Here is a 12,489-nt window from a genome sequence, read left to right as displayed (position 1 = left end):
GCGCACAGCGCCTCAGGGGGCGGTCACGCTGGACCGCAGCGCGGCCAGGTCCAGCACGCGCAGGCCGCCGTACTCCACACGAATGGCCCCTTGCGCCTCCAGCGCGGACAGCGCCTCGTTCACCCTCTGGCGTGACAGTCCCACCAAATAGGCCAGTTCCTGCTGCGTGATGCGCAGCACCTCGCCCACGCCCGGGTACAGCACCGGGTTGAACAGCGAGGCGAGACTGCGCGCCACGCGCACATCGGGGTTGTTCAGGCGGTCGATTTCGCGGGCGGCGATGAACTGGCCCAGGCGCTCGTTCAGCTGGTTCATCACGAACCGGTTGAAGCCGATGGAGTGGTCCAGCAGCCAGTGAAAGCTGTCGATGGGCAGCCCCGCCACCACGCTCTTGCGCAGGGCCTGGATGTTGTAGCGGTAGGGCTCGCGCTTGATGGTCGTGCCCTCGCCAAACCAGCCGCCGGGCGGCAGGCCTGCATAAGTCATGGTCTGCCCCTGGGCGTTGTCGGTGCTCATCTTGAGCAGGCCCTCCACCACCCCAAACCAGTAGGTCACCGGGCGCCCGACGCGGCACACATAGTCGCCCGGTTTGGCATCCCCCACCAGCAGGGAGGCCACCGCGCGCTCCCGCTCGGCGGGCAGCAGCAGGGGGAGCCAGGGAATGCCTTCCAGCTCCTGCGGCGTGGGCGAACGGCGCCGCTGGTGCAGCGACAAGTCCTGGTGGGTGCGTGGGTCCATGGCGCAAAGGTTCTCACGAAAAAGGGCGCCCCGCAGCCGCCTGGGCATGCGGGAATACCACGACCCCAATTGTCGTCAGACCGACAAAAAAATGCCAATCGTGACGGGATGATGTCGCCTCGCGCCCCTGCCACCTACGGAGGGCGCCCCGAGGAGACAAGCACCATGACCCAACCATCTTCCACCACCGCACGCCCCCTCCACCCCACGCCCACCACGCCGCGCCCCCTGGCCCGCCGCCAGGTGCTGGCCGCCGCAGCCGCCACCGCAGCGGCCGTGGGCCTGCCCGGGCTGGGCTGGAGCGGCGCAGCCCGCGCGCAGGAAGGCGCGATCAAGATCGCGCAGTCCACCGCCCTCACTGGCCCGCTGGGCGATCTGGGCTCGGCCATGCACCAGGGCGCCAAGGCCGCGTTTGCGGGCATCAACGCGCGCGGCGGCGTGCACGGCAAGGCCATTGAACTTGTCACCCAGGACGACACCTACGACGTGCCCAAGGCGCTGGCCAATGTGGAGCAGTTTCTGGCCGACCCTGGGTACTTTGCGCTGTTCAACTGCATGGGCACGCCCATGATCGACGCCATGCTGCCCAAGGTGATCGAGAGCGGCATCCCGTTTTTTGCGCCCTTCACCGGCGCGCAGCTCAGCCGCACCAAGAACGCCCGCAACGTGTTCAACATCCGCGCCAGCTATGCCGACGAGGCCGAGAAGCTGGTGCAGCACCTGTCCACCATCGGCATCCAGCGCATTGGCATCGTCTACCAGAACAACTCGTTCGGCAAAGAGGTGTTCAACGCCGCCAAGCAGTCGATGGACCGGCTCAAGCTGCCCGAGGCCGTCACGGTGACAGTCGAGAACAATGCCTCGGACGCGGGCAGCGCCGCCGCCAAGCTGGCGGGCGGCAACCTGGAGGCCATCGTGATTGGCCTCGCAGGCAAGCCCACGCTGGAGTTTGTGAAGGCGTTCCGCGCGCTCAAGCGGGGCGTGACGCTGTATGCGCTGTCGGTCATGGGCACCCCGGCCACCGTCAAGGCCCTGGGTGCGGACGCCACGGGCATGGCGATTTCGCAGGTGGTGCCCCTGCCCTCCAACGTGGTGATGCCCGTGGTGCGCGAGTTCCAGGCCGCCTGGAAGGCCTCGGGCGCCACGGCCGAGCCTTCGCATCTGGCGCTGGAGGGCTACATCAACGCCCGCGTGTTTGCCGAGGCCTTGCAGCGCGCAGGCCGCAACCCCACCCGCGCAGCCTTCATCGACGCCACCTGGAACCTGAAAAAGTGGGACCTGGGCGGGTTCGAGATCAGCGCCAGCACCCCGGACCGCAACGCCTCGCGCTTTGTCGAACTCACGCTGGTGGGACGCGATGGGCGGTTCTTGCGATAGCCCGAAGGGCCCGCCGGTGGCACGCTGATGACAGGGGCGCGCTGCGGCGGGGCCGCCCATGCAATTGCTATAAATCAGATAGCTATCAGCGCATATTGCACTAGCGCTACCGGCCGATTTCACCCAAATTGCTGCTATTGCGACACCAGCCCGTACCGGTAGCCCTTGAACGACCAGATGGTGCGGCCGGGCTCGATCTTCTCCAGCAGCAGGCCCGGCCCGGCCGGGTCGCCCTCGTGCAACACCTGGCCGTTGACGATGGCCATGCGGTACAACGGGTTGCTGGAATAGGTGACCCCAGAAATCTTGAGTGACGGCAGCTGTGCCCGCACGGCCTCGGGCAGATCCGCCTGCGCAAACACGGTGCCCGTGGCGGCCGGGGCTGCGGCAGGAGCGGGATTGGCCGCTGCTAAATCTGCGGCACGCGGCGCGGGCGCGGCGGGCGTGCGCTCGCGCGGGGCGGGCGCAGCAGGGCGCGGCCGCTCGGGGTCTGCGGTGGGAGAGCGCGGCGCCACGGAGGAGCTGGGCGCGGGCCGCTCCCGCTGCGGTGCCGCCGCGCGGGGCGCTGGTGCCGGAGGGGGCGTCACCGCTGGCGCAGCGGCAGGGGCCGGTTCCGGCGTGGCTACGGTAGCCGCTGGCGCTGAGGGCGCCACCGCAGGCATGGCCGGTGTCACTACAGCAGGGGTAGCAGGCGCTGCAGCCACCACGACGGCGCCCGCAGGCACCGGCCGCTGCAAGAACCACCAGGTGCCGCCGGCCGCCACGGCGGCCACAGCAGCCACCGCCACAGCCACCAGCACCGGGCTGATGGCCGACCGCCCGGCCACCGGCATGGCACCCGGCACGGGCACCGCCGGGGTATGGATGCCGGGCACGGCGCCACGGCCGCGCTCAGCTTCTGCGCGCCGCAGCGCATCAAGGATGTAAGACACTGGGTTCAGCCTCCGGTGCGCAAGCGCGGTTCGCTCACGCCGTTGACACGGTTGAGCAACATGAGGGTCAAGGGCCCCGCCCGGCCGTCCGGGGTCACCCCCTGGGCCAGCTGGAAGCGCTGGATGCGTGCCTGGCGCTGGGCCGGCGTGGCCGCACGGCCCGCCACCGGTGCGCCAGCGCGCGAGCCACCGGCCGCAGCCGTCGCCAGCTGCTGGTCCAGCCAGGCGGCGCCGGCGGGGGTCTCCGCCAGGTCGCCCTTGTCGGGCATGTCGGGCGGCGTGCGCCACAGCGTGGCCATGTCGCCGCGCCACACCTGCGCCAGCTCGGCCACGGGCACACGCACCGTGCGGCCCGCGCCTTCGAGCGTGGCCATGTCGCCGTCCAGACGGCGCAGCACGGCCGACACCGCCACATCGCCCTCTTCAGACGGGAACAGCGTGAGCAGCACCGGGCGGTCAATCTGCCGCACCAGGTTCAGGCCCGCGCGGCGGTTGCGGTAGCAACGCAGGCCGTCGCGCGGCAATGCGGCGCAGGCATCGGCGCCATCGGCCACGCTGGCGCCCCAGGCCGATGCCAGCGCCTGCCAGGCGGCGGTGTCGCTGGCGGGCAGTGCGGCCACAAACTGCTGCAGGTCCGACATGGCCACCGGCGCCGCGACGCGCGGGGCCGAAGCCCCTGCCGCAGGCGCCGTGGGCGTTGTAACTACTGCCGCGCTGGCAGCACTGCGGGGTGGGGCGCTGAATGGCGCGCTGGCAGATGTTTTGCTGGCCGTGGCGCCCGCAGGCGCGGTGGATGACACGACGCCCTGCCGAGACCATTGCGGCCAGGCCCCCAGGGCCCAGCCGCCCGCCACCAGCGCGGCACCCGCCGCCACGCCCAGGCCCGCCACCGCCCAGCGGGGCCACTGGCCCCGGGCGCTGCGTGCAGCAGCGGCCGACGCGGGTGCATCAAACACCTCAGCCGCCGCACGCTGGACGATGCGGGCACTGACTTCGCGCACCCCGGCCGCGTAGGCGCCCAGCAGCGCCCGGTCGCACAGCAGGTTGATGCGCCGGGGAATGCCGCGCGACAGCGCATGCACCCGTCGCAGGGCGCTGCGGCTGAAGGGCAGCGGCCCTTGCAGGCCTGCCACGGCCAGGCGGTGGGCGATGTATTGCTGGGTCTCCTGCGCGCTCAGCGCATCGAGGTGAAAGCGCGCAATCACGCGCTGCGCCAGTTGCTCCAGCGCGGGGCTGGCCACCATGGTGCGCAGCTCGGGCTGGCCGATGAGGATGATCTGCAGCAGCTTGCGTTCGCTGGTTTCCAGGTTGGTCAAGAGGCGCAGCTGCTCCAGCACGTCGGCCGACAGGTTCTGCGCCTCGTCAATGATCAGCACCGTGTTGCGCCCGGCGCCATGCGCCGCAAGCAGCGAGGCATTGAGCGGGTCGATGTAATCCTTGACCGTTTCCACCCCGGCCACCGAGGGCTGGTGCGGCACGCCAAATTCGTCGCAAATGGACCGCAGCAGCTCGCCCACCGTGAGCTTGGGGTTGAAGATGTAGGCCACGTTGCAGTGCGACGGGATCTGCTCCAGAAAGCAGCGGCAGACCGTGGTCTTGCCCGCACCCACCTCGCCCGTCAGCAGCACAAAACCGCCGCCCGCATCCAGGCCGTACAGCAGGTGCGCCAGCGCCTCGCGGTGCCGCTCGCTCATGAACAGGTAGCGGGGGTCAGGGGCAATGGAGAACGGCGGGTGCTGAAGGCCGAAGAACGGGGCGTACATGCCCCGGAGGATACCGCCCGCCCGTGGGCAGGGTTTTACCCACCCGGGAGTTACCCCTAAATTGTCGTCGGCAAGACAAGATGGCGTCAAAGTGGGTCCTAGCATTCCCCCATCGCGCAATCACAAGCTTGCGCGCCCGGCAGTCACCGGGCTGACACCTTCTCACTTTCAGGAACCTGCAATGTTGACCACGTTCCCGCAACTGCTGCTCAAGCACGCCGCCGAGCGCCCCGAGGCCCCGGCCCTGCGCGAAAAAGAATATGGCATCTGGCAAACCCACAGCTGGGCAGACCTGGTGCGCCTGGTGGAACAGGTGGCCGCCGGCCTGCACCTGGCGGGCCTGAAGCGCCACGAGCACATGGTGGTGGTGGGAGCCAACCGCCCCCGCCTGTACGCCACCATGCTGGCCGCGCAGTCGCTGGGTGCCATCCCCGTGCCGCTGTACCAGGACGCGGTGGCAGCCGAATGCATCTTCCCGCTGAACAACGCCGAGGTGCGCTTTTGCCTGGTGGAAGATCAGGAGCAGGTGGACAAGCTGCTCGAAATCCGCGAGCAGTGCCCGCAGATTTCCAACATCTACTTTGACGACCCGCGCGGCCTGCGCAACTACTCGGAGCCCGGCCTGGCCTCGCTGGACGCCCTGATCGAGTCCGGCAAGGCCTTTGCGGCAAAGAACCCCGGCTGGTTCAAGGCCGAGGTGGCCAAGGCCCAGCCCGGCGACGTGGCCGCGATGTTCTTCACCTCGGGCACCACGGGCAACCCCAAGGGCGTGGTGCACACCCACAGCACGTTGCTGGACCGCGCCAGCGCGGGCGCCGAATTTGACAAGCTCACCAGCAGCGAAGAAGTGCTGGCCTACCTGCCACCCGCCTGGATCGGCCAGAACATCTTCAGCTACGCCCAGTGGCTGGCTTGCGGCTACGTGGTCAACTGCCCCGAGTCGGCCAGCACCGTGACCATCGACCTCAAGGAAGTAGGCCCCACCTACTACTTTGCGCCGCCGCGCATTTTTGAAGGCCTGCTCACCAGCGTGATGATCCGCATGGAAGACGCAGGCGCCTTGAAGCGCAAGATGTTCGAGGCCTGCATGCGCGTGGCCAAGCGCGTGGGCCCAGCCCTGATGGACGGCGAGCCCGTGGGGACGCTGGACCGCATCAAGTACGCGCTGGGCAATGTGCTGGTGTACGGCCCGCTGCGCAACAACCTGGGTTTCAGCCGCGTGCGGGTGGCCTACACGGCGGGCGAGGCCATTGGCCCGGACCTGTTCACCTTCTACCGCTCCATCGGCATCAACCTCAAACAGCTCTACGGCTCCACCGAAACCGCTGTGTTCGTGTGCCTGCAGCCCGACAACCAGGCCCGCGCCGACACGGTGGGCGTGCCGATTCGTGGCGTGCAGATCAAGGTGGCCGACAACGGCGAGATCATGGTCAAGTCGGCCGGGCTCCTCAAGGAGTACTACAAGAACCCCGCCGCCACGGCCGAGGTGCTGACGGCCGACGGCTGGTACCACACCAGCGACGCAGGCTTTCTGGATGCGCACGGCCACCTCAAGATCATCGACCGCGTCAAGGACGTGGGCCGCATCATGGGCGGTGCCAACGACGGTGCCATGTTTGCGCCCAAGTATGTGGAGAACAAGCTCAAGTTCTTCCCGCACATCAAGGAAGTGGTAGCCCTGGGCGACAAGCGCGAGAAGGTGTGCGTGATGGTCAACATCGACTTTGACGCCGTGGGCAACTGGGCCGAGCGCCGCAACCTGCCCTACGCCGGCTACACCGACCTGGCGCAAAAGCCCGAGGTGTACGAACTGATCCGCGAATGCATCGAGAAGGTGAACGCCGACCTGGCGGGCGACAGCATGCTGGCTGGCAGCCAGGTGAGCCGCTTCCTGGTGCTGCACAAGGAGCTGGACGCTGACGACGGCGAACTCACCCGCACCAACAAGGTCCGCCGGGGCTTCATTGCCGAGAAGTACGGCGTGCTCGTCGATGCGCTGTACGCAGGCCGCACCGAGCAGTACATCGAGACCCAGGTCAAGTTCGAGGACGGCCGCACCGGCAGCGTGAGCGCCACGCTCAAGATCTCGGACGCCAAGACCTTCACCCCCGTCAAGACCGCCGCATGAAACCCGCGCTCTACCCGCTGGAGAAGCCCCCCACCATGACCACCAAAAAGATCGGCGACGTCATCCTCGACGTCAAGAACATCAGCCTCCGGTTTGGCGGGGTGAAGGCACTCACCGACATCTCTTTCAATGTGAAAGAGCACGAGATCCGCGCCATCATCGGCCCCAATGGTGCGGGCAAAAGCTCCATGCTCAACTGCATCAACGGCGTGTACACACCGTCCGAAGGCTCCATCACCTTCCGGGGCAAGACGTTTGACCACATGAACTCGCGCCAGGTGGCCGAGATGGGCGTGGCGCGCACCTTCCAGAACCTGGCGTTGTTCAAAGGCATGAGCGTGATCGACAACATCATGACCGGCCGCAACCTCAAGATCAAAAGCAACCTGCTGATGCAGGCGCTGCGCATCGGCCCGGCCGAGCGCGAGGAAATCCGCCACCGCGAATACGTCGAACACATCATCGACTTCCTCGAAATCCAGGCCTACCGCAAGACCCCCGTGGGCCAGCTGCCCTACGGCCTGCAAAAGCGCGTGGACCTGGGCCGGGCCCTGGCCATGGAGCCGCAGGTGCTGCTGCTCGATGAACCCATGGCCGGCATGAACGTGGAAGAGAAGCAGGACATGTGCCGCTTCATCCTGGACGTGAACGACGAGTTCGGCACCACCATCGTGCTCATCGAGCACGACATGGGCGTGGTGATGGACATCAGCGACCGCGTGGTGGTGCTGGACTACGGCAAGAAGATCGGCGACGGCACGCCCGACGAAGTGCGCAGCAACGAAGACGTGATCAGTGCCTACCTCGGCACCTCGCACTGATCAGGAGACGACAACATGGCATTCTTTCTCGAAACACTGATCGGCGGCCTCATGGCCGGCATGCTGTATTCGCTGGTGGCGCTGGGCTTTGTGCTGATCTACAAGGCTTCGGGCGTGTTCAACTTTGCGCAGGGCGCCATGGTGCTGTTCGCAGCCCTGGCCATGGCCCGCTTTGCCGAATGGATTCCGCAGTGGACCGGCATCACGAACCCCATCGTGGCCAACCTGGCCGCCTTTGTAATTGCCGGCGCCATCATGTTCGTGGTGGCCTGGCTGATTGAAAAGCTGGTGCTGCGCCATCTGGTGAACCAGGAGGGCGCCACGCTGCTCATGGCCACGCTGGGCATCACCTACTTCATGGAAGGCCTGGGCCAGACGCTGTTCGGCAGCAACATCTACAAGATCGACGTGGGCATGCCCAAGGACCCGATCTTTGCGCTGGAGTCCATGTTCCAGGGCGGCATCCTGATCAACAAGGAAGACGTGATCGCCGCCGCCATCGCCGCTGCACTGGTGGCCCTGCTGTCGGTGTTTTTCCAGAAGACCTCCACCGGCCGCGCCCTGCGCGCTGTGGCCGACGACCACCAGGCGGCCCAGTCCATCGGCATTCCGCTCAACCGCATCTGGGTGATCGTGTGGTGCGTGGCGGGTGTCGTGGCCCTGGTGGCCGGAATGATCTGGGGCAGCAAGCTGGGCGTGCAGTTCTCGCTGACTACGGTGGCGCTGCGTGCGCTGCCGGTGGTGATCCTGGGCGGCCTGACTTCGGTGCCCGGCGCCATCATCGGCGGGCTCATCATCGGCGTGGGCGAGAAGCTGTCGGAGGTGTACCTTGGCCCGTATGTGGGCGGGGGCATCGAGATCTGGTTTGCGTATGTGCTGGCGCTGGTGTTCCTTCTCTTCAGGCCTCAAGGCTTGTTTGGGGAAAAAATTATTGATCGCGTATGAAATACGAGACCAATAATTTTTCGAAGGAGGCACAACGCGCGCAGCGCGTTGTCAGCGGTGCCGCAGGCTCCGCGTGGCACCGCAGGTGCGCCCCCGTGCAAAAGATCCTTGATCGCACTTAACCCATAACAACAAGAACACAGGAGACACACCATGCTCTACCGCGAAAACGGCCAGTTCAAGACCAGCTACCGCGCCGACCAGCAGATCTTCCCGATCGCGCAGGACCGCCTTGCCATCGGCATCATCCTGGCCATCGCCTTCATCGCCGTGCCCATGCTGGCCAGCGACTACATCTTCCGCGCCATCCTGATCCCCTTCGTCATCATGGCGCTGGCAGCCTTGGGGGTGAATATTCTGGTGGGCTACTGCGGGCAGATCTCGCTGGGCTCGGGTGCCTTCATGGCCGTGGGGGCTTACGGCGCTTACAACTTCTTCGTGCGCTTTCCGGGCATGCCGCTAATTCCGGCGCTCATCCTGGGTGGCCTGTGCGCCACGTTCTTCGGCATCCTGTTCGGGCTGCCTAGCCTGCGCGTCAAGGGCCTGTACCTGGCAGTGGCCACGCTGGCCGCGCAGTTCTTCAGCGACTGGATGTTCCTGCGCATCAAGTGGTTCACCAACAACTCCGACTCGGGCTCGGTGTCGGTCACCAACTTGCAGGTGCTGGGCATGCCCATCGAAAGCGCCACGAGCAAATACCTGTTCTGCCTGGCCATTCTGGTGGTGGTGGCCCTGCTGGCCAAGAACCTGGTGCGCGGCGCGATTGGCCGCGAGTGGATGGCCATCCGCGACATGGACGTGGCCGCCGCCGTCATCGGCATTCGCCCCATGTACGCCAAGCTCAGCGCGTTTGCCGTCAGCTCCTTCATTGTGGGCATGGCCGGCGCGCTGTGGGCCTTTGTGCACCTGGGCGCCTGGGAGCCTGCGGCGTTCTCGGTGGAAGTGTCCTTCCGCCTGCTGTTCATGGTGATCATCGGCGGGCTGGGTTCGATCATGGGCGGCTTCTTTGGCGCGGCCTTCATCGTGGTGTTGCCCATCGTGCTCAACCAGTTCCTGCCGGCTTTCATGGGGCTGTTTGGCATCGAGGTGTCCACCGCGGGCGTGTCGCATGCCGAGCTGATGATCTTCGGTGCGCTGATCGTGTGGTTCCTCATCGTCGAGCCCCATGGCCTGGCCAAGCTCTGGTCCACCGCCAAGCAGAAGCTGCGCCTGTGGCCCTTCCCGCACTGATCAAGCGGCGCTGCAGGAAACCCCTTACTCGCAAGTCCCGATACGAGTCTGTTGCATTGCCGCGTTAACTGTCTGTCTGTCGTGTTTTTTCCCGTGCTTCAACACATTCATCCAAAGGAGACATCCATGAAGCTTTCGAAAATCGTGATCGCCGCTGCGGTGGTTGCTGCCGGTGCCTCGTCCATCACGACGAGCGCCTTCGCACAAGCCAAGGAGCAGTTCTTCCCGCTGCTGTCGTACCGCACGGGCCCCTACGCACCGAACGGTGTGCCATGGGCCAACGGCAAGCAGGACTACATCAAGATGATCAACGCCCGCGACGGGGGCATCAATGGGGTGAAGCTCACTTTTGAAGAATGCGAAACGGGCTACGCCACCGACCGTGGCGTGGAGTGCTACGAGCGCCTGAAGAGCCGCCCCGGCGTCTCGCTGTTCGACCCCCAGGCCACCGGCATCACGTTTGCGCTGACCGAAAAAGCCCCCGTGGACAAGATCCCGCTGATGACGCTGGGCTACGGCCTGTCGGTGGCGCAGGACGGTCAGGCCTTCAAGTGGAACTTCCCGTTCATGGGCAGCTACTGGACGGGCGCTGACATCCTGATCCAGCACCTGGGCAAGGCCAATGGCGGCCTGGACAAGCTCAAGGGCAAGAAGATTGCGCTGGTCTACCACGACAGCCCCTTCGGCAAGGAGCCCATCCCCGTGCTGCAAGAGCGCGCCAAGATGCACGGCTTTGAGCTGCAGATGCTGCCCGTGACCGCGCCCGGTGTGGAACAGAAAGCCACTTGGCTGCAAGTGCGCCAGAGCCGCCCTGACTATGTGCTGCTGTGGGGCTGGGGCGTGATGAACTCCACCGCCCTGAAGGAAGCCCAGGCCACTGGCTATCCCCGCGACAAGATGTATGGCGTGTGGTGGGCCGGTGCCGAGCCCGATGTGCGTGACGTGGGCGAAGGCGCTAAGGGCTACAACGCGCTGGCTCTGAACGGCTACGGCACCCAGTCCAAAGTAATCCAGGACATCCTGAAGCACGTGCACGACAAGGGCCAGGGCACGGGTCCCAAGGACGAAGTGGGCTCGGTGCTTTACACCCGCGGCGTGATCATCCAGATGCTGGCTGTGGAAGCCGTGCGCCGCGCGCAAGAGCGTTTTGGCAAGGGCAAGGTCATGACCGGAGAGCAAGTGCGCTGGGGCATGGAAAACCTGGCCCTCGACCAGAAGAAGCTCGATGCGCTGGGCTTCAAGGACGTGATGCGCCCCCTGTCTACCAGCTGCGCCGACCACATGGGCTCCACCTGGGCGCGCGTGCACACCTGGGACGGCAAGAAGTGGAACTTCTCGTCTGACTGGTACCAGGCCGACGAGCAGATCCTGAAGCCCATGGTCAAGGCCGGTGCGGACAAGTACCTGGCCGACAAGAAGATGACGCGCCGCGACGCAGCGGACTGCCAGAGCTAAGTACATCCCCCTGAGCGGCTTTGCCGCTTCCCCCTTCTCTCTTAGCGCTTCGCGCTGCGGGAAGGGGGACAACGCCAGCGCGGCGGGGCGGCCCTTGCGCGGCGTTCCTCGCTAAGGCCGCGACAGTTTTTACGGCCAGTGAACAGCGGTTGCTTTTTTTGGCAGCCGCCAATCCAAAGGGTTGACCCACAGCCTTTTGGATTGGTACAGGAAGGCAAGACCATGGACTCCAACAGCAACATCGTTCTCAACGTCAACGGCATCGAAGTCATCTACAACCACGTGATCCTGGTGCTCAAGGGCGTCTCGCTGCAGGTGCGCGAAGGCTCCATCGTGGCCATCCTGGGGGGCAACGGGGCGGGCAAGACGACGACCTTGCGCGCCATCTCCAACCTGCTGCAGGGTGAGCGGGGCGAGGTGACCAAGGGCAGCATCGAGCTGCGTGGCGAGCGCATCGAGAACCTCTCGCCCGCCGACCTGGTGCAGCGCGGTGTGGTGCAGGTGATGGAGGGACGTCACTGCTTTGCCCACCTGACCATTGAAGAGAACCTGATGACGGGCAGCTACACCCGCACCAGCAAGGCCGAGATCGCGGCCAACCTGGAGAAGGTCTACAACTACTTTCCACGCCTCAAGACGCGCCGCACCTCGCAGGCGGCCTACACCTCGGGCGGCGAGCAGCAGATGTGCGCCATCGGCCGCGCACTCATGGCCAACCCCAGCATGGTGTTGCTGGACGAGCCCTCCATGGGCTTGGCACCGCAGATCGTGGAGGAGGTGTTCAACATCGTGAAGGACCTGAACACCAAGGAGAAGGTCACCTTCCTGCTGGCCGAGCAGAACACCAACATGGCGCTGAAGTATTCGGACTACGGCTACATCATGGAAAGTGGCCGCGTGGTGATGGACGGCGCTGCCAGCGACCTGGCCAACAACGAGGACGTCAAGGAGTTCTACCTGGGCGTGGGCGGCGGCGAGCGCAAGAGTTTCAAGGACGTAAAGAGCTACAAGCGGCGCAAGCGCTGGCTTGCTTGAAAGCCCCCCTGTGTCGCCTTCGGCGCCTTCCCCCGAGGGGGACGCCACCAGCGCGGCGGGGCGGC

At 65.9% G+C, this 12,489-nt stretch carries 10 protein-coding genes; 7 read left to right on the top strand and 3 right to left on the bottom strand.

The window, feature by feature from the left end:
- Window positions 1–12: 12 nt before the first annotated feature.
- Complete coding sequence (locus C380_RS02710; RefSeq protein WP_015012356.1) at window positions 13–738, bottom strand: Crp/Fnr family transcriptional regulator; 726 nt, start codon at window positions 736–738, stop codon at window positions 13–15.
- 165 nt (window positions 739–903) lie between these two features.
- On the opposite strand from C380_RS02710, the gene C380_RS02705 reads away from it, so the two are divergent.
- Window positions 904–2,115, top strand: a complete 1,212-nt coding sequence (locus C380_RS02705; RefSeq protein ID WP_015012355.1) for an ABC transporter substrate-binding protein — start codon at window positions 904–906, stop codon at window positions 2,113–2,115.
- 134 nt (window positions 2,116–2,249) lie between these two features.
- On the opposite strand, the gene C380_RS02700 is transcribed toward C380_RS02705, so the two are convergent.
- Together C380_RS02700 and C380_RS02695 are read right to left on the bottom strand one after the other, a co-directional pair.
- Window positions 2,250–3,047 carry a general secretion pathway protein GspB gene (locus C380_RS02700; RefSeq protein ID WP_015012354.1) on the bottom strand — a complete coding sequence of 266 codons (798 nt, stop codon included), beginning with the start codon at window positions 3,045–3,047 and terminating at the stop codon, window positions 2,250–2,252.
- A 5-nt stretch (window positions 3,048–3,052) separates the two neighbouring features.
- Complete coding sequence (locus C380_RS02695) at window positions 3,053–4,810, bottom strand: ExeA family protein (protein ID WP_015012353.1); 1,758 nt, start codon at window positions 4,808–4,810, stop codon at window positions 3,053–3,055.
- 181 nt (window positions 4,811–4,991) lie between these two features.
- On the opposite strand from C380_RS02695, the gene C380_RS02690 reads away from it, so the two are divergent.
- The 6 genes from C380_RS02690 to C380_RS02665 all read left to right on the top strand — a co-directional run bounded on the left by C380_RS02690 (window position 4,992) and on the right by C380_RS02665 (window position 12,424).
- Complete coding sequence (locus C380_RS02690; RefSeq protein ID WP_015012352.1) at window positions 4,992–6,938, top strand: long-chain fatty acid--CoA ligase; 1,947 nt, start codon at window positions 4,992–4,994, stop codon at window positions 6,936–6,938.
- A gap of 35 nt (window positions 6,939–6,973) precedes the next feature.
- Entirely contained in the window at window positions 6,974–7,759 is a 786-nt protein-coding gene (locus C380_RS02685) for an ABC transporter ATP-binding protein (RefSeq protein ID WP_015012351.1), read from the top strand.
- 15 nt (window positions 7,760–7,774) lie between these two features.
- On the top strand, window positions 7,775–8,704 hold the full coding sequence (locus C380_RS02680) for a branched-chain amino acid ABC transporter permease (protein ID WP_015012350.1): 930 nt from the start codon (window positions 7,775–7,777) through the stop codon (window positions 8,702–8,704).
- A 153-nt stretch (window positions 8,705–8,857) separates the two neighbouring features.
- A complete protein-coding gene (locus C380_RS02675) occupies window positions 8,858–9,934 on the top strand; it encodes a branched-chain amino acid ABC transporter permease (RefSeq protein WP_015012349.1) in 1,077 nt (358 codons plus the stop codon).
- Between the two features lie 126 nt (window positions 9,935–10,060).
- Window positions 10,061–11,389, top strand: a complete 1,329-nt coding sequence (locus C380_RS02670; RefSeq protein ID WP_015012348.1) for an ABC transporter substrate-binding protein — start codon at window positions 10,061–10,063, stop codon at window positions 11,387–11,389.
- Between the two features lie 222 nt (window positions 11,390–11,611).
- Window positions 11,612–12,424: an ABC transporter ATP-binding protein gene (locus tag C380_RS02665; RefSeq protein ID WP_015012347.1), complete on the top strand. Its 813-nt coding sequence runs from the start codon at window positions 11,612–11,614 to the stop codon at window positions 12,422–12,424.
- The last annotated feature ends 65 nt before the right edge of the window (window positions 12,425–12,489 follow it).

The organism is Acidovorax sp. KKS102 (assembly GCF_000302535.1).
Taxonomy (GTDB): Bacteria; Pseudomonadota; Gammaproteobacteria; order Burkholderiales; family Burkholderiaceae_C; genus Acidovorax.
The sequence above is the reverse complement of the archived record's forward strand: the minus strand, read 5'-3'. Positions and strand labels throughout refer to the sequence as shown.

Excerpts from the sequence above, each read along its gene's own strand:
- C380_RS02685 (WP_015012351.1), top strand. The coding sequence starts at position 6,974 with ATGACCACCAAAAAGATCGGCGACGTCATCCTCGACGTCAAGAACATC.
- C380_RS02690 (WP_015012352.1), top strand. The coding sequence starts at position 4,992 with ATGTTGACCACGTTCCCGCAACTGCTGCTCAAGCACGCCGCCGAGCGC.
- C380_RS02680 (WP_015012350.1), top strand. The coding sequence starts at position 7,775 with ATGGCATTCTTTCTCGAAACACTGATCGGCGGCCTCATGGCCGGCATG.
- C380_RS02670 (WP_015012348.1), top strand. The coding sequence starts at position 10,061 with ATGAAGCTTTCGAAAATCGTGATCGCCGCTGCGGTGGTTGCTGCCGGT.
- C380_RS02705 (WP_015012355.1), top strand. The coding sequence starts at position 904 with ATGACCCAACCATCTTCCACCACCGCACGCCCCCTCCACCCCACGCCC.
- C380_RS02675 (WP_015012349.1), top strand. The coding sequence starts at position 8,858 with ATGCTCTACCGCGAAAACGGCCAGTTCAAGACCAGCTACCGCGCCGAC.
- C380_RS02695 (WP_015012353.1), bottom strand. The coding sequence starts at position 4,810 with ATGTACGCCCCGTTCTTCGGCCTTCAGCACCCGCCGTTCTCCATTGCC.
- C380_RS02710 (WP_015012356.1), bottom strand. The coding sequence starts at position 738 with ATGGACCCACGCACCCACCAGGACTTGTCGCTGCACCAGCGGCGCCGT.
- C380_RS02665 (WP_015012347.1), top strand. The coding sequence starts at position 11,612 with ATGGACTCCAACAGCAACATCGTTCTCAACGTCAACGGCATCGAAGTC.